At 69.4% G+C, this 19,516-nt stretch carries 17 protein-coding genes; 12 read left to right on the top strand and 5 right to left on the bottom strand.

From position 1 onward, the window contains the following. Positions 1-183: 183 nt before the first annotated feature. The 4 genes from fliI to ACK4FB_RS03570 are packed head-to-tail and all read left to right on the top strand — an operon-like array spanning position 184 to position 3,487. A complete protein-coding gene (gene fliI, locus ACK4FB_RS03585) occupies positions 184-1,539 on the top strand; it encodes a flagellar protein export ATPase FliI (RefSeq protein ID WP_409747915.1) in 1,356 nt (451 codons plus the stop codon). Further along, entirely contained in the window at positions 1,536-1,946 is a 411-nt protein-coding gene (locus ACK4FB_RS03580) for a flagellar export protein FliJ (RefSeq protein WP_409747913.1), read from the top strand. The genes fliI and ACK4FB_RS03580 overlap by 4 nt, the downstream gene beginning before the upstream one ends. Positions 1,947-1,955: 9 nt before the next feature. Continuing rightward, the gene (locus ACK4FB_RS03575) at positions 1,956-2,381 is read left to right on the top strand and encodes a hypothetical protein (RefSeq protein WP_409747911.1); all 426 of its coding nucleotides are present in this window, start codon (positions 1,956-1,958) and stop codon (positions 2,379-2,381) included. 38 nt (positions 2,382-2,419) lie between these two features. Continuing rightward, complete coding sequence (locus ACK4FB_RS03570; protein WP_409747909.1) at positions 2,420-3,487, top strand: endo-1,4-beta-xylanase; 1,068 nt, start codon at positions 2,420-2,422, stop codon at positions 3,485-3,487. 68 nt (positions 3,488-3,555) lie between these two features. On the opposite strand, the gene ACK4FB_RS03565 is transcribed toward ACK4FB_RS03570, so the two are convergent. Next, on the bottom strand, positions 3,556-6,390 hold the full coding sequence (locus ACK4FB_RS03565; RefSeq protein WP_409747907.1) for a TonB-dependent receptor: 2,835 nt from the start codon (positions 6,388-6,390) through the stop codon (positions 3,556-3,558). A gap of 247 nt (positions 6,391-6,637) precedes the next feature. Here ACK4FB_RS03565 and ACK4FB_RS03560 point away from each other — a divergent pair, with 247 nt between their 5' ends. From ACK4FB_RS03560 to ACK4FB_RS03545, 4 genes are all read left to right on the top strand, one after another. After that, entirely contained in the window at positions 6,638-9,163 is a 2,526-nt protein-coding gene (locus ACK4FB_RS03560; RefSeq protein WP_409747905.1) for an ATP-binding protein, read from the top strand. Positions 9,164-9,325: 162 nt separating this feature from the next. Then, positions 9,326-10,399 carry a recombinase RecA gene (gene recA, locus ACK4FB_RS03555; protein WP_409747903.1) on the top strand — a complete coding sequence of 358 codons (1,074 nt, stop codon included), beginning with the start codon at positions 9,326-9,328 and terminating at the stop codon, positions 10,397-10,399. 287 nt (positions 10,400-10,686) lie between these two features. Next, positions 10,687-10,884 (top strand): hypothetical protein, encoded by a 198-nt coding sequence (locus tag ACK4FB_RS03550; protein ID WP_409747901.1) that lies wholly within the window; start codon positions 10,687-10,689, stop codon positions 10,882-10,884. 176 nt (positions 10,885-11,060) lie between these two features. Then, on the top strand, positions 11,061-13,727 hold the full coding sequence (locus ACK4FB_RS03545) for a M14 metallopeptidase family protein (protein ID WP_409747899.1): 2,667 nt from the start codon (positions 11,061-11,063) through the stop codon (positions 13,725-13,727). A gap of 9 nt (positions 13,728-13,736) precedes the next feature. On the opposite strand, the gene ACK4FB_RS03540 is transcribed toward ACK4FB_RS03545, so the two are convergent. Beyond that, positions 13,737-14,066 carry a DMT family transporter gene (locus tag ACK4FB_RS03540; RefSeq protein WP_409748137.1) on the bottom strand — a complete coding sequence of 110 codons (330 nt, stop codon included), beginning with the start codon at positions 14,064-14,066 and terminating at the stop codon, positions 13,737-13,739. Between the two features lie 5 nt (positions 14,067-14,071). Beyond that, positions 14,072-14,632, bottom strand: a complete 561-nt coding sequence (locus ACK4FB_RS03535) for a TetR/AcrR family transcriptional regulator (RefSeq protein WP_409747897.1) — start codon at positions 14,630-14,632, stop codon at positions 14,072-14,074. Positions 14,633-14,736: 104 nt separating this feature from the next. Here ACK4FB_RS03535 and ACK4FB_RS03530 point away from each other — a divergent pair, with 104 nt between their 5' ends. The 4 genes from ACK4FB_RS03530 to ACK4FB_RS03515 all read left to right on the top strand — a co-directional run bounded on the left by ACK4FB_RS03530 (position 14,737) and on the right by ACK4FB_RS03515 (position 18,839). Next, entirely contained in the window at positions 14,737-16,626 is a 1,890-nt protein-coding gene (locus tag ACK4FB_RS03530) for an ABC-F family ATP-binding cassette domain-containing protein (protein WP_409747895.1), read from the top strand. Next, positions 16,623-17,087, top strand: a complete 465-nt coding sequence (locus tag ACK4FB_RS03525) for a YcgN family cysteine cluster protein (RefSeq protein WP_409747893.1) — start codon at positions 16,623-16,625, stop codon at positions 17,085-17,087. Before ACK4FB_RS03530 ends, ACK4FB_RS03525 begins: the two co-directional genes overlap by 4 nt. Before the next feature lie 119 nt (positions 17,088-17,206). Continuing rightward, a complete protein-coding gene (locus ACK4FB_RS03520; protein WP_409747891.1) occupies positions 17,207-17,686 on the top strand; it encodes a hypothetical protein in 480 nt (159 codons plus the stop codon). Beyond that, positions 17,610-18,839, top strand: a complete 1,230-nt coding sequence (locus ACK4FB_RS03515; protein ID WP_409747889.1) for a DNA-packaging protein — start codon at positions 17,610-17,612, stop codon at positions 18,837-18,839. Before ACK4FB_RS03520 ends, ACK4FB_RS03515 begins: the two co-directional genes overlap by 77 nt. Before the next feature lie 3 nt (positions 18,840-18,842). Here the strand turns inward: ACK4FB_RS03515 and ACK4FB_RS03510 are convergent, their stop codons facing one another. Both ACK4FB_RS03510 and ACK4FB_RS03505 read right to left on the bottom strand, forming a co-directional pair. Next, positions 18,843-19,247, bottom strand: a complete 405-nt coding sequence (locus tag ACK4FB_RS03510; RefSeq protein WP_409747887.1) for a type II toxin-antitoxin system VapC family toxin — start codon at positions 19,245-19,247, stop codon at positions 18,843-18,845. Beyond that, on the bottom strand, positions 19,244-19,507 hold the full coding sequence (locus ACK4FB_RS03505; RefSeq protein ID WP_409747885.1) for a type II toxin-antitoxin system Phd/YefM family antitoxin: 264 nt from the start codon (positions 19,505-19,507) through the stop codon (positions 19,244-19,246). The genes ACK4FB_RS03510 and ACK4FB_RS03505 overlap by 4 nt, the downstream gene beginning before the upstream one ends. Between the last annotated feature and the right edge of the window lie 9 nt (positions 19,508-19,516).

Below are 19,516 nucleotides of genomic sequence, written 5' to 3'. Positions count from 1 at the left end.
GTCGTGGTGGTGCGGCGTGATCATACAGATAGGCCCTTTGAGCGCGCATCAAAGGCAGAAATGCTGAAGGGGGCGTCCATCAACATTGAGCGTGAGCTTACAGCGCCTTCACTCCCGCTTAACCGTTTCGCAGCAATTGTTAACAGCAGAACGGCCGGGGCTGTTCAGTGCTGAGGGGCAGTCTTGCGCAATCTCGTCGCCGCTGTGGAAGCTGTGGATCCGCTGGTCGTGACCGGCAAGGTCGCGGGCGTGTCCGGCCTGCTGATCGAGGCGCGCGGCGGCATGAGCCGGCTGGCCGTGGGCGCCCGGGCCGAGATCGTGCGCCGGGGCCATGCGGGCCTGCCCGCCGAGGTGGTGGGCTTCCGCGACTCCAAGGCCCTGCTGATGCCTTACGGCCCGGTGGAGGGCGTGGCGCCGGGCGCCGACATCCGCATTCTCGACATGGCCGCCAGCGTGCGGCCGACCACGGCCTGGCTGGGCCGCATCATCGACGCCTTCGGCGATCCCATCGACGGCAAGGGCCCTCTGCCGCCCGGACCCGCCCCCTATCCCCTGCGCGCCGCGCCGCCGCCGGCCCATTCGCGCGGCCGGGTGGGCGAGCGGCTGGATCTGGGCGTGCGCTCCATGGACGTGTTCACCACCACCTGCCGGGGCCAGCGTCTGGGCATCTTCGCCGGCTCGGGCGTGGGCAAGTCGGTGCTGCTGTCCATGCTGGCGCGCCAGGCCACCTGCGATGTGGTCGTCGTCGGCCTGATCGGCGAACGGGGCCGGGAGGTCCGCGAGTTCATCGAGGAGACCCTGGGCGAGGAGGGGCTGAAGCGCGCCGTGGTGGTGGTCGCCACCAGTGATGAGCCTGCCCTCAAGCGCCGTCAGGCCGCCTACATGACCATGGCCGTGGCCGAATATTTCCGGGATCAGGACCTGGAGGTCCTCTGCCTGATGGACTCCGTCACCCGCTTCGCCATGGCCCAGCGCGAGATCGGCCTGGCCGCGGGCGAGCCGCCCACCACCAAGGGCTACACCCCCACCGTCTTTTCCGAACTGCCCAAGCTGCTGGAGCGCGCGGGCCCGGGCCAGATCCGGCCGGACGGCACCCAGGCGGGCCCCATCACCGCCCTGTTCACCGTTCTGGTGGACGGGGGCGATCATGACGAGCCCATCGCCGACGCCGTGCGCGGCATCCTCGACGGCCACATCGTCATGGACCGCAAGATCGCCGAGCGCGGGCGCTTCCCCGCCATCGACGTGCTGAAATCGGTCAGCCGGACCTTGCCGGACTGCCAGACCTTGCCCGAGCGCGAGCTGAACCGCCGCGCCCGCCAGTGCCTGAGCGCCTATTCGGACATGGAGGAGCTGATCCGCATCGGCGCCTACCGCGCCGGCGCCGACCCCATCGTCGATCGCTCCATCGCCCTCAACCCCGCCCTGGAAGCCTTCCTGGGGCAGGACAAGGACGAGGTGACGCGCATGGCTGATTCCTTCACCCGCCTCGAAGCCATCCTCAATCAGGGCATGATCCCGCCGGAGACTGACCAATGACCAGCTGGGCCCACTCGCTGATCCGCATTTCCAACTATGAGGTGGAGACGCTGCAGAAGCGCCTCGCCGAGATCACCACCCGGCGCGCGTCCACCGAGATGCGACTGGCGGTGCTGGACGCCGAGGCCGAGGTGGAGCGCGAGCGCAGCCGCCATGATGCGCAGGCCGCCATGATGCTGGGCGCCTATCTGGCCGGCTGGAAGGCCAGAAAGGCCGTCGCCGAAACCGATTTGACCACCCTGGACGCCGAGGAAGCCGGCGCCCGCGACGCCCTGACCTCCGCCTTCGAGGACCTGAAGAAGTTCGAACAGGTGGCCGAAACCACCCGCCTCAACCGCCTCATCGCCGCCGCCAAACGCGAAACGGCGGCCTTTGATGAACTGGGGCTGAGGAAGCGGGCGAGCTGAGAATCCACCATGCGCCAAACCCTGACCAGCCGAACCTTTGCGGTATTTGGGATGGTGGTGGGGGCAATGGCCGGCTTTTCGATGGTTGCCGCCTGTTCCCGATCTGTGGAACCGACTGAGCGTGACCGTCACACGATCGATGAGCGGGCGCAGATCATCGTCTCGGAGCGATTGGCAGGTGGCGCTGCGGGCTCATCCTGGACCTTGGTCGAACTGAAGGTCGCTGGTGATCTGGCCCGCGTTCCGATTGCCGAGTTCGACACTCTCTATCGATTGGAAATTCTTTCAACCGACGGCCCTGCGGTTGCTCTGTGCTACGACGGAGAGCCACTATTCTTGACCACGGCGGTAGAGTTCGCACGGTCAGACGCGGCCTACGTGTTCCAGTGGGCGCCATGTCGAACGAGCGCCGTGGCCAGTCCTGAAGATCAGTAGGTCTTGCGGCTGGCCCGCCTCTTGCACCGGCCTCTCCCATGACCCAGCCCCTGTTCAGCCGCCGCACGCTTCTGGCCTCCACCCTGGCCCTGGCCGCCTGCGAGGGGCGCCCGGCGGCGTCGCAGGTGGTTCAGGGGCCGGTCCGCCCGCTGCGCGACGTGGCGTCGTTCCCCGTCGGCGTCGCGGCCATGACCGACCATTTCCGCGACCCCCAGTGGACCGAACTGGCCTCCACCCATTTCTCCCAGCTCACGCCCGAGTGGGAGATGAAGATGGAATACATCCTGGGCCCGGGCGGGCGCCTGCGCTTCGCCGCGCCGGACGCCATCGCCGACTTTGCCGACCAGCGCGGCATGAGCCTCTTCGGCCACGCCCTGATCTGGTACTCGCAGGGCCGGGAGTACTTCGAGGGTCTGGACGAGACCCGCTTCGCCGCCGAGCATGACCGCTACATCCGCGAGGTCATGGGCCGCTACCGGGGCCGGGTGACCGGCTGGGACGTGGTCAATGAGGCGGTGGCCGAGGACGGCAACGGGCTGCGCGACTGTCACTGGTCGCAGCGCTTCGGGCAGGACGGCTACATCCGCCGCGCCTTCGAGGTGGCGGCCGAGGCGGACCCGGACGCGGTGCTGTTCATCAACGACTACAATCTGGAGCACAACCCCCGGAAGGGCGCGACCTTCCTGCGGATGGTTGAGCGCCTCTTGAGCCAGGGCGCGCCCATCGGCGGTCTGGGGACCCAGTCCCACATCGACTACAGCATCGAGCCGGGCCGCACGGCGGCCTTCATCCATGAGATGGGCCAGTTCGGCCTGCCCATCCATGTGTCGGAGCTGGACATGTCCATGGGGCGCTCGCGCACCGACCTGACCCGCATCGAGCGCCGCCGCGAACTGCAGACCGAGCGGGTGCGCGAGATCGCCGACGCCTTCATGGCCCTGCCCCAGCGTCAGCGCTTCGCCTTCACCGTCTGGGGTCTGCGCGACCGGGACAGCGTCCTGCGCCGGGGCGACTGGGACGACGGCCGCGACGAGCCCCTGCTGTTCGACTGGCTGGGCCGCCCCAAGCCCATGCTGAAGGCGCTGGAGCAGGCGTTCGCCGCCTGATCCCCAAAAGAAAAAGGGCGGAAGGCCGAAGCCTTCCGCCCAGTCTGGGGGAGTGTCGTTGCTGAAGCCTAGAAGTTGACCCGCACGCCGGCGAACAGCAGGCGGCCGAAGCGTTCACGCTCGGTGGGACGCGAGCGGTCCCCGGCGTAACGGACGCCTTCGGAGTCGGTCAGGTTCTTGGCCTCGAAGTACAGGTTCACCCGCTCGGTCACGTCCACATCGGCGGTGAAGTCCAGCTGCGAGCGGCCTTCCCAGTAAGTGTCCAGGCGCGGGTCGTCGTAGTTGAACTCCTGGATGAAGTCGTCGCGGTCGGTCCAGGCCAGGCGCGCGTTGAAACGGCTGGTTTCATAGAAAACCGACAGGTTCACCGTGGAATCCGACTGGTTGGGCAGGCCCACCTTGGTTCCCCGATCCGGCGCGGCGAACGGCAGGGTCATCTCCGCCTCGGTCCAGGTGTAGTTGGCCGCCACGCCGAAGCCCGACATCCAGCCCGGCAGGAAGGTGAACTGCTGCTGGTAGTTGAACTCGATCCCGGCGATGTGGCCGTCCGGCGCGTTCTCCGGCTGGGTGATGTTGGCCGCCGTCCCGCCGAAAGTTCCCGTAGACGTCAGTTCGAACACATAGTCTTTCAGGTCGCGGTAGAACACGCCCGCGGACACGATCCCCAGCGGCTCGAAATAGTACTCGAGGCTGGCGTCGAAATTGTTGGACAGCGTGGGGCGAAGGTCGATGTTGCCGCGCGTGACGGATGGCGTTGCGCTGCTGCTGTCGGTCACTTCCGCGCGCGGAACGTTGTCGCGGTAGCGGGGGCGCGCGATGCCCCGGGTGATGGAAGCGCGGCCGATCAGGTTGTCGCTGAAGGCGTAGCGCAGGGTGACGTTGGGAAACACCTCGGTGTAGCTGCGCGAGAAGGAGACGGTCGTGAAGTTCTCGAGGTCGTCCTCGTCGTACTGGGGAGCGGACCCTTCGAACTCGGTCCGTTCCACCCGCAGGCCCAGGATCAGGTTGGCCCGGTCGAACTGAATCCGGGTCATGCCGTAGGCGGCGTAGATGTCCTCGCCCGCCGTGTAGTCCGCGGCGAAGGAGTTGGGGAGCCGGCGATAGGCCGGGGCGGCCGTCAGCGGACCCTGGTTGCGGAAGTAATCCAGCACCAGCCCGGAGTCGTACTTCCAGCCCAGATTGTAGTCGAAGTTGCGCGAGGGCTCATCCGACAGCAGGTCGCCGAAGCTCAGGGCCGGGCGGGCCGAAGAGTCGCGGTTGCGGTAGCTCTCCTCGTCCGACTCGATGTCGCGCTGGCGCACCCGGCCGCCGAACTGCCATTCGGCGGGCTGGTTGAACAGCGTGGAGGGGATCGTGACGTTGGCGGCGAAGGCCGTCTCATCCTGGGTGGTGTCGGCCCAGCGGTTGACGTGTTCGCGGAAGCTGTAGTTGGCCGGGTTCAGGTGCTCCTGGCTGGTGAACAGCGACAGGGCCGGATTATCGAAATCCCCGCTGAAGTCATAGCTGAGGTCATAGCTGGCGCCCGACCGGAACAGCAGCTGCTGGCGGTTCGGATAGGTCTGCTCCGAGTTGGCGACCGACAGGACGTAGTCCAGGCGGAAACCGTCGAACTCGTGCTCGCCTCCGGCGCTGATGGTCAGGTTCTCGTCCCGCACCACCCGGTGCCGGAACTCGCGGGCGAAACGCGCGCCCGTAAAGCTGGCTGACCGTTCCGTGGCCCCGGGCTGGATGGCGCCGTCCTCATACAGGATGGCCAGCAGGTTGCGGAACTCGTCATCCGTGCGCCGGGCCCAGGTGCCCCGCAGGTAGAAGCGGTTCAGGGCGTTCGGACGATACTCCAGCGCGCCGGTCATGCTGAGGCGTTCGCGGCGGGTATTGTAGTCCTTGAACTCCTGCGATGAGACCCCGAGGATGTCCTCGCCGTCGGCGTCCTCGATGACGTCCCAGACGGATTCGATGTTGTCCACGCGGCGGTCGGTCTGGGCGTAGCTGGCCGACAGCAGGGCGCCGAACTGCGCCTCCGGCCCGAACACGTCCGAGATGATCAGCGAGGCGCGCTCATCGTTGGTGGACCCCAGTTCATTGTAGCCCATGCCCGCGTTGCCGCTGATGCGCAGGCGCGGATTGTCGAAGGGCGAGCGGGTCACCAGGTTGATCGAACCGGCGATAGAGTCCGCTTCCTGGTGCGGCAGCAGGGTCTTGGAGATTTCCAGCGCGCTGACCACGTCCGCCGGCAGGGTGCCCAGGTCCACCGCGCGGGTGTCGGGGCTGGACGAGGGCAGGGACACGCCGTCCACGGTGATGGAGGTGAAGGCCGCCGGGGCGCCGCGCAGGCTGACGAAATTGCCCTCGCCCTGGTCGCGCTCCACGCCGATGCCGGGCACCCGCTGCAGGGCCTCGGCGATGTTGGTGTCGGGGAAGCGGCCGATGGAGTCCGAGGACACCACATTGGTGGTGTTGTCGGCGGTGCGCTGCTGGTTCAGGGCGCGCGCCACCCCGTCAGAGATGGAGCCGACGATGACAAGTTCGGCCACCTCGGTCGCCTGGGCCACCACGATGTCGGCCACAGTGGCGCCGCCGGCGGTGTTCACCACGCGGGTGGCGGCGGGCAGGCCCAGATACTGAACCTCCAGGGTGGCCCGGCCCGAGGCGGTCCAGGGCAGCACATAACGGCCCTGACGGTCCGTGGCCGTCTCGGCGCCGGTCTCCACGATGATCACCCGCGCGCCGGGCAGGGCGGCGCCGTTCTGGTCCGACACCCGGCCGGTGATGACGCTCTGGCTGGCGGAAGCGGTGTTGGCGTTCACATTGCCCGCGATGGCGGGCGCCGCGGCCAGGGCGGCGAAGAGGGCGAGCGCCGAAGCGCCGATGCGCAATCCGGCGCTGAACGTGGTTCTGGTCATGGTGTGTGTCCCCGATGCGCCGGCGAGAGAAAGCCAGCCTCGGGAGCGCCGATAGCGGCCCCTTGTGACGGCCGGGACCAGAAATGGTGACGGCGAAACGATGCTTTTGTGACGGTTTTTCAAGTGGCCGGGATCGCTGACATTTTTCCGCACGCGGAGCGGATGTCACGGCTCCTGGGCGGCCGTCGGCGCTAAGTGTTGCGAAACACTCGCGGTCTAGACTGGGTGCAGTTTTTCAGAGTCCCTCATGTACCGAATCTGCCTCGTCGCCGCCCTCCTGTCTGTTTTGCTGCTGATGACCGCAGGCGCCCGGGACGCCCGCGCGAGCACGCCCCCCCGCACCGCCATGGAGCTGGCGCGGGCGGTGGAGGCGCGGGCGGCGGCGACCAGCTTCGACGACCTGTACGCCTTCGGCCGCGAGGCCATGACCCGGAATGATCGCGAGGGGCTGAACCGGCTCTACCACGTGGCCTGGATCAGCCTGAACCAGGGCGAGTTCGACCAGGCGCGGCGGTGGAACGACCGTCTGGCCGAGGCGGCCCGCAGGCTGGGCGACGATCGCTACATCGCCATCGCCCGGCTCAACGCCCTGACCATCCGTTATGACGAGGGCGACACCGCTGCGGCCGCCGAAATGGACCGCGTGGCCGGGACCGCCGATGACTGGTTCGTCCAGGCCCACGCGGTGCGCGTCCACGCCCTGGCCCTGATGGATCAGGACCGGATCGGCGAGGGGCTTGAGCGCCTGGCCGAGATGGACAGCCGGGTGCCCGATACAGAGCCCTACGCCGATACGGCGCACGCCGGCCTGTGGGAGATGACCGGCATGGGGCTGATGAAACTGAACGACGTGGCCGGCGCCACCGCCGCCTTCGGGCGCTATGAAATCGACTATAACGCGCCGGATTACCCCCGCCCCGATTTCGACAGCCTCTACAACCTGGCGCGCCTGTCGACCCAGATGGGGGACGGCGACACGGCCCATGCCCTGTATCTGGCGCACCACCGGCTGGCGCGGCGCTCGGGCGTGGAGGGCCTGGTGGTCTATGACGCCAATCTGTGCGCCATGACGGCCGAGGCGCGCCGCGCCTGGCGGGATGTGCTGGCGTGCCTTGAGCCCTATGGCGAGGATCTGGGCGCCGCCGCGTTTCTGGCGCCCCAGATGCTGCCGCGCCGGGCCATCGCGCGGGCGCGTCTGGGCATGGCCGACGCGGCGGCGGACGATCTGGCCCGCATCGAGGGCTTGCAGGCGGCGGGCGAGTTCCGCGAGGAGGGCGTCTCCCGCGTGCCCCTGGCCCGCGCCGAGCTGCTGTTCGCCCAGGGCCGCGAGGCCGAGGCCTACCGCGCCCTGCGCGACCATTTCCTGGACAATGAGGTGGCCACGGCGCGCCGGTTCAGCGCCGGGCTGGGCCAGGTCACGGGCGACATGCAGGCCCAGCTGGACGAGCGCCGCCGCCAGCTGGCCATGGTCGAGGCCAACGCCGGCCTGCAGGAGGATGTGATCCGGTCCCAGCGCTGGATGGTCGGAATCGCCATCCTGTTCCTGCTGTTCGCTGTGGGCGTCCTGATCTGGCAGCTGCGCCAGAGCCGGCATTTGCGCGACTCCCGCCTGCGGGCTCACCAGGCCAACGAGGCCAAGTCCGCCTTCCTGGCCAATATGAGCCACGAGATCCGCACCCCCCTCAACGGCGTCGTGGCCATGGCCGACGCCCTGGCGCGGGCCGAGCTGAACCCGCGCGAGCACGAGATGGCCGAGGTCATCCGCTCGTCCGGCAAGACCCTGGAGCGCCTGCTCTCCGACATCCTCGACAGCGCCAAGATCGAATCCGGCCAGATCACCATCGAGCGCTCGCCCTTCCACCTTGGCGAGGCGGTGCATGACATCACCACCCTGTGGGGCCTGCGCGCCGAGGAGAAGGACGTGCTGCTCACCGCCCGCCTCGACCCGGCGCTGGACCGGGTGGTGGACGGGGACGCGGTGCGGGTGCGCCAGATCCTGGCCAATCTGGTCTCCAACGCCCTCAAGTTCACCAGTCAGGGCCGGATCACCCTGACGGTAGAGGCCCGTGAAGGCGACTGTGTGCGCTTCGAGGTCCGGGACACCGGCATCGGCTTCGACGCCGAACAGAAGGCCCGCATTTTCAGCCGATTCCAGCAGGCGGACGGCTCCATCACCCGCCGCTTCGGCGGCACCGGTCTGGGGCTGGCCATCTCCCGCGACCTGGCCCGGCTGATGGGCGGAACCCTGGACTGCGACAGCACCCCGGGCGAGGGCTCCATCTTCTGGTTCGAGATTCCCCTGCCGCCCGCCGAGGCGGAGGCGGTCCAGCCCGCCGCCCCGGTGGATCGCGCCGACCTGACGGCCCTGCCGCTGAAGGTGCTGCTGGCCGACGACCACCCCGCCAACCGCAAGGTGATCGAGGTGATGCTGTCGCAGACCGCCATGGACCTGACCGCTGTGGCGGACGGCGCCGAGGCGGTGCGGGCGTATGGCGAGACGGACTGGGATCTGATCCTGATGGACATGCAGATGCCGGTGATGGACGGCCTGACCGCCACCCGCGAGATCCGCGCGCTGGAGATCGAGGACGCCCGTGTTCGCACCCCGGTCCTGATGCTGACCGCCAACGCCATGGCCGAGCACGTGCAGGCCGGACGAGAGGCGGGCGCCGACGGCCACCTGGCCAAGCCCATCACCCTGGCCGGCCTGTTCGAGGCCATGGGCGACGCCCTGGCCGGACAGGACGGGGCGAGACAAACCCAGGCGGTTTGAACGGCCCGCACCCGATGCGTCAAAATCGGACGCATGGGCGGAAAAGAACATATTGCGAACGAGAACAAACCATGCACATATGGCGTCAGTCGCAAGGGCGGGTCGGTAGCGGGCCTCTTCCGGAACGACATCTGGGGAATCGTGGCAAAGGGACCGAAAGTAATGGCGCAGGCGGCATTGAAACTCGTGGGCAAGGAAGACGGCGACAAGGCCAAGGCGCTGGAAGCGGCGCTGGCCCAGATTGATCGGGCGTTCGGCAAGGGCTCGGTGATGAAGCTCGGCAAGGGCGGGGTGGTGGCGGAGATCGCCAGCGTCTCGACCGGCTCGCTGGGCCTGGACATGGCGCTGGGCATCGGCGGCCTGCCCTATGGGCGGGTGATCGAGATCTTCGGTCCTGAATCCTCCGGCAAGACCACCCTGGCCCTGCACACCGTGGCCGAGATCCAGAAGGCGGGCGGCACCGCGGCCTTCGTGGACGCCGAGCATGCGCTGGACCCCAGCTACGCCCAGAAGCTGGGCGTCAATCTGGACGACCTTCTGGTCAGCCAGCCGGACAACGGCGAACAGGCGCTGGAGATCACCGACACCCTGGTCCGCTCGGGCGCCGTGGACATCGTGGTGGTGGACTCCGTCGCCGCCCTGACCCCCCGCGCCGAGATCGAGGGCGAGATGGGCGACAGCCTGCCGGGCCTTCAGGCGCGTCTGATGAGCCAGGCGCTGCGCAAGCTGACCGCCTCCATCTCGCGCACCAACTGCATCGTCATCTTCATCAACCAGATCCGGCACAAGATCGGGGTGATGTACGGCTCGCCCGAGACCACCACCGGCGGCAACGCCCTGAAATTCTACGCCTCGGTGCGTCTGGATATCCGCCGCACCGGCGCCATCAAGAACCGCGACGAGGTGGTGGGCAACACCACCCGCGTGAAGGTGGTCAAGAACAAGGTGGCCCCGCCGTTCCGCGAGGTGATCTTCGACATCATGTACGGCGAGGGCATCTCCAAGATCGGCGAGATCATCGATCTGGGCGTCAAGGCCGAGGTGATCGAGAAGTCCGGCTCATGGTTCAGCTATGACAGCCAGCGCATCGGCCAGGGCCGTGAGAACGTGCGCGAGTTCCTCAAGCAGAACCCTGACATCGCCGCCTCCATCGAAAAGGCCGTCCGCGCTCACTCGGGTCAGATCGCCGAGGAGATGCTGGGCGCCCCCGAGCCCGACGAAGGCCAGGAAGACTGACGATTTATCCCGTCTCCCCATGGGAGAAGGGCTCAGGAGACACTCCGCCCGGCTGGTCCCCCGCGACCCGCCGCCGACCCCGCGGGGATCGGGCCGGACGGACGTGCTGGCCGCCGGGGGCAACCCCGGCGGCCTTTTTCGTGGGGTCCGGTCATCGGCGCAGCGGTCTCTTTCAGCGTTCCGGCTATCCACAGATCGCGGGAACATAAGACGAACACGCTCTCGACTCCCGCCCTTGGGCGCCGTAGCCATCGGTCCGGGTCGGCGCCTTCCAGACGGAGACCGCCGTGAGCGAAACCATCACCATCATCCGCCGCGTGGCCGAGGCCGCGAACGGCGACCTGGGCGCCGACTTCCGCGCCGGCCTGTCCGTGGGCCTCGCCGAGGCGGAGCGCCAGCAGCCGGGATTTCTGGAGGGGTTGCGGCAGACGGAGGGTGAGCGACCGCTGGCCAGCCTCGCGCGCCGGGCCGCCTTGCTAAGGTGAAGATGAGGCCTGGCTTTCTCCGAGCATCAGCGCCTCGCCGCACAAACAGGGAGCAAGCCGGCGATCCCCCGAATTGCATCAATTGCACTAATTGCACCGTGATTTCCGCACACCCACGCCCTTGCCCCCGGCCTCCGATCGGCTAAGCCTGTAGCCCTGTTCCCGGGGGCTGTTTCATGATCCGTCTGCTGTCTGTCGTCGCGCTGGTCTGCGGCTTGCTTCTGGCCCCCGCCGCCCAGGTCCAGGCTCAGCCCCAGGACCTGTTCCCCGGGGCCAATCTGGACACGGCCATCCCGGCGCCCGAAGGCGTCATCGGCCATCCGGTGGGCGAGCGGCTGACCCCCGTGGCCGATATCCATCGCTATCTGGAGACCCTGGCCGCAGCGGCGCCCGACCGCATGGTCACCGGCGAGTACGGCCGCACCTGGCAGGGACGGCGCCTGATCTGGGCGGCCATCTCCTCGCCGGAGAACATCGCCCGGCTGGACCAGATCCGCGCCGCATCCCGCGCCCTGGCCGACCCCCGCACCACCGACGCGGCCACGGCCCGGCGGCTGATCGCCGAGACCCCCGCCATCGTCTGGCTGGCTTATTCGGTGCACGGCAACGAGGTCGGCCCGGCCGAGGCCTCCATGGCCGTGGCCCGGCACCTGCTGGCCGCGCGGGGCGACCCCCGTATCGACCGGATGCTCCAGAACACCGTGGTGGTGCTGATCCCCACCCAGAACCCCGACGGCCGCGACCGCTTCATCAACGGCTACCGCGCCGGGCAGGGGCTGGAATCCGATCCCGACGTGCAGTCGGTGCAGGGCCGCGAGCCGTGGCCCACCGGGCGCTTCAACCACTATCTGTTCGACCTGAACCGCGACTGGTTCGCCCAGACCCAGCCCGAGACCCGGGGCCATGCCGCCCTGCAGATGCAGTGGAAGCCCCAGGTGGTGGCCGACATCCACGAGATGGGCACGGACCAGACCTATTTCTTCCCGCCGGAAGCCGACCCCTTCAATCCGCTGTTCACCCCCAGCCAGCTGGCCATGCGCGAGGTCATCGGCCGGGCCCACGGCCAGGTCTTCGATCAGGCGGGCATAGACTATTTCACCCGCGAGACCTTCGACGCCTTCTACCCCGGCTTCGGCGACAACTGGCCCGGCTATTCCGGCGCCATCGCCATGACCTACGAGCAGGGCTCGGCCCGGGGCGATGTGCGCCGCCGCTCGGACGGCAGCCTGCTGACCCTGTTCGAGACGGTGCGCAGCCAGTTCCTGATCTCGCTGTCCACCATCGACGCGGCGGCGGTGAACCGCCGGCAGCTGATGAGCGATTTCCACGCCTATCACGCCTCGGCCATCGACGAGGGCCGGCGCATGGGCGCCATCCTGCTGCCGCGCACGGGGGCGGACCCGACGGCCGCCGACCGGCTGGCCCGGTTGCTGGCCGGGCAGGGCATCGAGGTGGGCGTGGCCGGGGCCGGCTTCTCCGCCTGCGGTTCGCACGGCGCCGGGACCTATGTGATCGACCTGGCCCAGCCCGCCGGGCGTCTGGCCCGGGTGCTGCTGGATCCGTCCATCAGCCTGCCCGCCGACTTCACCGCCGAGCAGGAGCGCCGCCGCGCCCAGGGGCTGGACCACCAGCTGTATGATGTGGCCGCCTGGGCCCTGCCGCTGGCCTACAACACCCCCGCCATCCAGTGCCGCAGCCGCCCCGGCGTGGCGGTCACGCCCTTGTCCGGCGACACGCCCCTGACCGGCGGAGTCATCGACGGCCAGAACGCCGCCGCCTGGATCGTGCGCCCCGGCCTGTCGGGCATGCGCTTCCTGACCGCCGCCCTGCGCGACGGCCTGACCGTGCGCGTGCTCGAGGCCGGCTTCACCCTGGACGGCCGCGACTGGCCCGCCGGTTCCATGGTCCTGACGCGGGGCGCCAATCCCGAGGACGCCCCCGCCCGCATCGCCCGCATCGCGGCGGACAGCGGCGCCGTCGTTCAGGGCGTGGGCGACACCTGGGTGACGGCGGGCCCCAGCCTGGGCTCGGGCCGGGCGCCGGCGGTCCGCGCGCCGCGCATCGCCATGGCCTGGGAGGCGCCGACCGGCCCCACCTCGGCGGGCGGGCTGCGCTGGATGATCGAGCAGGCCTACGGCTATCCGGTCACCATCATCCGCACAGCGCAGATGGCGGGGTCCGACCTCAGCCAGTACGACGTGATCATCCTGCCCGACGGCGGCGGTTACGCCGGCGTGCTGGGCGAGCGGGGCGTGGCTGGTCTGCGCGACTGGGCCCGGCAGGGCGGCGTCCTGATCGGGGTCGGCGGCGGCATGGGCTTCATGTCCGAGCCCGGCTCCCAGATGCTGGCCACCCGGCTGGAAGGCCGCGTCACCGATGAGGACGCCGAGGCCCCCGCCCCCGCCGACGAGGCCACTGTGCCCGGCGTGATCCTGACCAGCGCCGACCAGCTGCGCGGCGCCATCCGCCCGGCCGAGGGCAGCCCGGACTCCATCCCCGGGATCCTGCTGCGCGCTGCGACCGACCCGGACCACTGGCTGGCGGCAGGCGTGGCGCCCGAGCTGAACATCCTGGCCTCGGGCTCGACCATCTATGCGCCGCTGCGGCTGGACCAGGGGGCCAATGTGGTGCGGTTCGCCGGGCCGGACGACCTGCTGGCGGCGGGCTACATCTGGGACGAGAACCGGGCCCAGCTGGCCTACAAGCCCGCCGTGGTGGCTCAGCCGCTGGGCTCGGGGCAGTTGATCGGCTTCGCCCACGACCCGTCGGCGCGGGGCTTCATGCGCGGGCTGGACGTGCTGTTCCTCAACGCTGTGTTCCGGGGGCCGTCGTACACCCGGTGACACCCGGTCTCAGTGGGTGACGGTCTTCGAGAAGACGTTGATGACGATGACGCCGCTGATGATCATGGCCAGGCCGAGGACGGCGGGGGCGTCGAGTCGCTGCTTGAACACCACCCAGCCGATCATGGCGATCAGCACCACGCCCATGCCGCTCCAGATGGCGTAGGCGAGGCCCACGGGAATCTCCCTGAGCGCCACGGACAGCAGGTAGAAGGCGGCCAGATAGCAGCCCGCCATGCCGAAGGTCGGCACGGGCCGGGTGAACTGCTGGGAGGCCTGAAGCAGGCTGGTGCCCACCACCTCCAGCAGGATGGCGGCCCCCAGCGCCAGCCAGGTGATCGGGCTCACGTGGCGTCTGGTCCGGTCAGCAGGGCGCCGATGGCCGCGCGCTGGTCCGGGGTCACGTCGAACAGGCCGAACAGGTCCGACATCCACAGCCCGTTGGCCAGAAGGCGCAGCATCAGGGCGTCGTCCCGCCCCGCCGGATCGGCCGGGTCGTCCTCGTCCAGCACCGCGATGCCCGCTCGCCAGCGCCGCGCCAGCGCGGGGTCGATGGCGCAGGCCACCAGCGCCGCGCGGCCCAGCACCAGATCCTGCTCGTCGCCGGGATTGTTCACGCTGACCCGCATGGCGGCCCGGGCGTTGCGGTTGTAGGGCTCGGGATCCTTGGCCGCCTCGGCGCGAACCTCCTCCACGTGCTGGCGGGCCAGTTCGTCGATCATGCCTTCCAGCAGCGCCGCCTTGGTGGGGAAGTGGTGCAGCAGGGCCCCCTTGCTGACCGGCAGGCGCTCGACCACGGCGTCCAGGGTCAGGGCCAGCGACCCGCCCTCGGCGGCCACGGCGATGGCGGTGTCCAGGATGAGTTGGCGGGTCTGTTCGGCGGTGCGACGGGGGACGGGGATCATGGACCTCCATACCGGCTGGACGGTTGGGGCTCAAGGTGCGGTGACGGTGGCCATTGGCGCCCCGGATGACGTATAGGGCGCGCCTCCCTATCTGACGGATCATCATGGCCGCCAAGAACGCCTCAAGACCGCCCCTCATCGCGCTCAAGGACATCCGTCTGCAGGACGGACCCCGCCCCCTGTTCGAGGGGGTGGACCTGGCCATCGAGCCGCGCATGCGCGGCTGTCTGGTGGGCCGCAACGGGGCGGGCAAGTCGACCCTGATGCGCATGGTCATGGGCCTGATCGAGCCGGACTCCGGGGACCGCACGGTCCAGAGCGGCACCCGCTTCGCCTATGTGCCCCAGGAGCCGGTGATCACCGGCGAGACCCTGCTGGACTACGCCGTCTCGGGCGGGGCCGAATCCTGGACCGCCGAAAGCTGGCTGGAGACCTTCGGCCTGTCGCCCGCCAAGGCGGCCAAGGGCCTGTCCGGCGGCGAGATTCGCCGCGCCGCCCTGGCCAAGGCGTTCGCCGAGGAGCCGGATGTCCTGCTGCTGGACGAGCCCACCAACCACCTGGACATCCTGGCCATCGAGCGGCTGGAGCAGGAACTGGCCTCATCGCGCATGGCCGTGCTGACCGTCAGCCACGACCGCGCCTTTCTGAACAAGGTCACCAACACCTGCTACTGGCTGGAGGGCCGTCAGGTGCGGACCCTGAACCGGGGCTTCGAGCATTTCGACGACTGGGCCGATCAGGTCACCGCCGAGGAGGCGGAATCCCTGCGTCGCCTGTCCAAGGCCATCGAGTCCGAGACCCACGCCTTCTACCGCTCCATCACCGGGCGGCGCACCCGCAACGAGGGCCGCGCGCGACAGCTGCGGGCCATGCGGGCCGACCGGTCCGAGCGTCTGCGCGACCAGCCGCGCGAGCTGAATCTGGACGTGGATTCGGGCGGTCAGTCGGGCAAGCGGGTGGCGGAGCTGAAGGGGGTGAGCAAGGCCTTCGGCGACCGGGTCATCCTGCCGCCCTTCACCACCCGGATCCTGCGGGGCGACCGCATCGCCATCGTCGGCCCCAACGGGGCGGGCAAGACCACCCTGGTCAAGCTGATGCTGGGCGAGATGGCGCCGGACGCCGGTTCGGTGAAGCTGGGGGCGGGGCTGGAGCCGGTCTATCTGGATCAGGCGCGGGCCGAGCTGACCAGCGACATGACCCTGCGCGACGCCCTGACGCCCGGCGGCGGGGACTCGGTCATGGTGCGCGGCACGCCCAAGCATGTGGCCGCCTACGCCCGGGACTTCCTGTTCACCGAGGCGCAGCTGCGCCAGCCGGTCTCGACCCTGTCCGGCGGCGAGCGCAACCGGCTGCTGCTGGCCCGCGCCCTGGCCCAGCCCGCCAATCTTCTGATCCTGGACGAGCCCACCAACGATCTGGACATGGACACCCTGGACCGGCTGGAGGAGCTGCTGGAGAGCTATGACGGCACCCTGATCCTGGTCAGCCACGACCGGGACTTCGTGGACCGTCTGGCCACCTCCACCATCGCCCTGAACGGCCGGGGCGGGGTGGTGGAGACGCCGGGCGGCTGGACCGACTTCATGCGCCAGAACCCGGGGTTTTTGAGTGGCGACGGGCGAGTGGCGAGCAGCGGCGGGTCGGGGGCGCAGCCGCAAGACAGCGCCCGGATCGCCGAGCCCTCCCCACCCGGCGCTTCGCGCCCCCCTCCCCGGGACGGGGAGGGAGAAGGCCGTGCACGTCCCCAGAAAAAGCTGTCCTACAAGGACGCCCGCCGGCTGGAGGAGATCGAGCGGCTGATGGCCGAGGCGCCCGCCGCCATCGCGGCGAAGGAGGCGAAGCTGGCTGATCCGGACCTGTACGCCCGCGATCCGGCCGGTTTCCAGCGGATCACCGCCGAACTGCAGGCCCTGCGCGATCAGGTGGATGCGGCCGAGACCGAATGGCTGGAGCTTGAGGAGAAGAAGGCTGAACTGGCGGGAACCGGGGGATGAAACCCTTCTGGGAAACCAAGTCGCTGGAGCAGATGAGCCCCGCCGAGTGGGAGAGCCTGTGCGACGGGTGCGGGCTGTGCTGTCTGGTGCGGTTCGAGGATGAGGACACGGGCGAGGTGATCCCAACGAAGGTCCACTGCCAGTTGTTCGACCCGAAGGCCTGCGCCTGTTCGGACTACGCCAACCGGCAGGCCAAGGTGCCGGACTGCGTCAAGCTGACCCCCGGCAATATCGGAGCGCTGAAGTGGATCCCGCACTCGTGCGCCTACCGGCGGCTGCATGAAGGGCGGGGGCTGGCGGACTGGCACCCGCTGGTCTCGGGTGATCCGGAGAGCGTGCACCGGGCCGGGGTGTCGATCCGGGGCCAGACCATCAACGAACTGACCCTGAACGAGCCCGAGGACGCGCTGGATTACGAGGCGCCCGAGTGGATGGCGGAGCGCGGCCTGCCCCGGAAATAGGGGCGCAAGTCGGCGGTTGATCCCGTATTTTTTCGAGCCAATGCGAAGACGGACAAGGGGCGGGCGATTAATTTCGTCCGGTTTTCCGACCGTGGACGCTGGTCCCGTATTCTTTGGGCATGACGGGAAAAAGCGAAGACGGCGGGGCGGTCGACCTGACCGCCTGGAGCCTGGGCGAACTGGAAGCGATGCTGGCCGAACAGGTGCGCCTGCTGAAGGACCAGAAGCCGAAGACCGACGAGCAGCGGCCGGCCTATGTCCGCAGGCTGAAGGATCTGATCGTGGCCGCGCGGATGCTGGCGGTGGCCAAGGCGGCCATGGCGCGGGCGACCGCGGCCGTGCTGCGGGCCGTGAGCGACGGCGATGATCAGGCCATAAGCCGCGCCGTTCGCGCGGGTCTGAAACAGGAGAGGGACGAGTTCCGGGCGGATGACCATGATCTCGAGCGGCGTCAGGCCGCCATTAACGCTCGCTTCGCTGCAATGGCTGCAGAGGCTGACGCGGAACGAGCTGGACGAACTGATGACGCTGGGCGTGGCGACGGCGCTGGAGCGCTTCTGGGGGGTGCAGGCGCGCAAGCGTCAGCAGGAGCCCGATGAGGCCCATGCCGTCTGGTTGATGCTGGGCGGGCGGGGGTCGGGCAAGACCTTCGCCGGGGCCGGATGGGTGCTGGATCGGGCCTGGGAAGGCAAGCGCATCGCCTTGGTCGGGCCCAGCCTGCACGATGTGCGCGAGGTGATGATCGAGGGGCCGTCCGGCGTGATGCAGCTGGCCCCGCCGGACGACCGGCCCCGGTGGGAGGGGTCGCGGCGGCGGCTGGTCTGGGAGGGCGGCGCGATCGCCTACGCCCTGTCGGCGGAGGACCCGGAGAGTTTGCGCGGACCGCAGTTCCACGCGGCCTGGGCCGACGAGCTGTGCGCCTGGCGCGAGCCGCAGAGGGTGCTGGACACCCTGCGCTTCGGGCTGAGGCTGGGGCGGCGGCCGCGCCTGACGGTGACCACGACGCCCCGGCCGATCCCGGCCCTGAGGCGGTTGATGACGGCGCCGGGCACGGCGGTGACGCGCATGGCCACGGCGGCCAACGCCGCCAATCTGTCGCCCGGATTTCTGGAGCATCTGACGGCGCTGTACGGCGGGACGCGGCTGGCGGCGCAGGAGCTGGAAGGGCTGGTGACCGAGGGCGACGGCGCCCTGTTCCGGGCCGGAGACCTGGCCCGGGCGCGCGACGCCTTCACGGGCGAGGCGCCCGGATGGTTCGAGCGGGTGGTGGTGGCGGTGGACCCGCCCATCAGCGCGGGCGGGGACGCCTGCGGGATCGTGGCGGCCGGACGGCTGGACGGACGGGCGTATGTGCTGGCGGACCGGTCTGTGCGGGGGCTGACCCCCGGCGGCTGGGCGGCGCGCGTGGCGGAGACGGCGCGGGCGTTCGGGGCCGACCGGGTGCTGGCCGAGGCCAACCAGGGCGGGGAGATGGTGTCGGCGGTGTTGCGGCAGGCCGGGTGCCCGGTGCGGGTCGAGCTGGTTCACGCCAGCCGGGCCAAGCGGGCGCGGGCCGAGCCTGTGGCCATGCTGTACGAACAGAGCCGGGTGGTTCACTGCGGGGCCTTCACCGAGCTGGAGGAGGAACTGATGGCGCTGGGGTCCGAGGAGGGACCGAAGCGTTCGCCGGACCGGGCGGATGCGCTGGTCTGGGCGCTGACGGACCTGATGCTGGGCAAGCGCGGCAAAGGGCCGAGGATCAGGGCGCTGTAGCGATCACCAGATGACGGGGACGTCCCCGGCGTAGCGACGCAGGACGGCGTCGGCGCTGATCAGGGGGACATCCAGATCGCGGGCTTGGGCCAGCAGGACGCGGTCCCACGGATCGCCGTGGGAGATGGGGAGCTTTGCGGCCATGACAGCCTGTTCCGGGGAGATGGGGAGGACCGCCAGACCCAGGCCCTGAACATGCTCCAGCAGGGCGGCCGGAAGGGCGGCCAGGTCATCGCGTCGCGAGCGAGCCCGATCGGCGCGCCGTTTCAACTCGAGCTCGTAGAAGCTGGCGGCGCTGACCAGCACCAGATCGGCCGCCTCAATCTGTCGAAGGGCCCCGGCGGACAGGCGGCGGCTGGCGAGCAACGACCAGATCAGGACATGGGTGTCGATGAGAACCCGGCTCATTCCGGGAAGATCGACTTGTCGGGATCATACTCCGTGTCGGGCTCGAGGAAGAGATCGAGGAACTCGTCCGAGACCGGACCCAGATGTTCAAGCGCGCCGATGAAGGCGTGCTTGCGCGGCCGCTCGGAGACGCCTGCGGGCACGAGACGGATGGCCGGCTTTCCTGCGCGGGCCAGGACGATGTCCTCGCCGGCCTCGGCGCGGGCGACCAGCTCCGAAAGACGGGCCTTGGCCTCGGCGATGTTCACCTGGGTGGTCATGCCGGGAAG

The organism is Brevundimonas sp., assembly GCF_046299535.1.
Lineage (GTDB): Bacteria > Pseudomonadota > Alphaproteobacteria > Caulobacterales > Caulobacteraceae > Brevundimonas.
This window is presented reverse-complemented; position numbering and strand designations above follow the sequence as displayed.

Excerpts from the sequence above, each read along its gene's own strand:
- ACK4FB_RS03580 (WP_409747913.1), top strand. The coding sequence starts at position 1,536 with ATGACCAGCTGGGCCCACTCGCTGATCCGCATTTCCAACTATGAGGTG.
- ACK4FB_RS03575 (WP_409747911.1), top strand. The coding sequence starts at position 1,956 with ATGCGCCAAACCCTGACCAGCCGAACCTTTGCGGTATTTGGGATGGTG.
- ACK4FB_RS03570 (WP_409747909.1), top strand. The coding sequence starts at position 2,420 with ATGACCCAGCCCCTGTTCAGCCGCCGCACGCTTCTGGCCTCCACCCTG.
- ACK4FB_RS03565 (WP_409747907.1), bottom strand. The coding sequence starts at position 6,390 with ATGACCAGAACCACGTTCAGCGCCGGATTGCGCATCGGCGCTTCGGCG.
- ACK4FB_RS03560 (WP_409747905.1), top strand. The coding sequence starts at position 6,638 with ATGTACCGAATCTGCCTCGTCGCCGCCCTCCTGTCTGTTTTGCTGCTG.
- recA (WP_409747903.1), top strand. The coding sequence starts at position 9,326 with ATGGCGCAGGCGGCATTGAAACTCGTGGGCAAGGAAGACGGCGACAAG.
- ACK4FB_RS03545 (WP_409747899.1), top strand. The coding sequence starts at position 11,061 with ATGATCCGTCTGCTGTCTGTCGTCGCGCTGGTCTGCGGCTTGCTTCTG.
- ACK4FB_RS03535 (WP_409747897.1), bottom strand. The coding sequence starts at position 14,632 with ATGATCCCCGTCCCCCGTCGCACCGCCGAACAGACCCGCCAACTCATC.
- ACK4FB_RS03530 (WP_409747895.1), top strand. The coding sequence starts at position 14,737 with ATGGCCGCCAAGAACGCCTCAAGACCGCCCCTCATCGCGCTCAAGGAC.
- ACK4FB_RS03525 (WP_409747893.1), top strand. The coding sequence starts at position 16,623 with ATGAAACCCTTCTGGGAAACCAAGTCGCTGGAGCAGATGAGCCCCGCC.
- ACK4FB_RS03520 (WP_409747891.1), top strand. The coding sequence starts at position 17,207 with ATGACGGGAAAAAGCGAAGACGGCGGGGCGGTCGACCTGACCGCCTGG.
- ACK4FB_RS03515 (WP_409747889.1), top strand. The coding sequence starts at position 17,610 with ATGACGCTGGGCGTGGCGACGGCGCTGGAGCGCTTCTGGGGGGTGCAG.
- ACK4FB_RS03510 (WP_409747887.1), bottom strand. The coding sequence starts at position 19,247 with ATGAGCCGGGTTCTCATCGACACCCATGTCCTGATCTGGTCGTTGCTC.
- ACK4FB_RS03505 (WP_409747885.1), bottom strand. The coding sequence starts at position 19,507 with ATGACCACCCAGGTGAACATCGCCGAGGCCAAGGCCCGTCTTTCGGAG.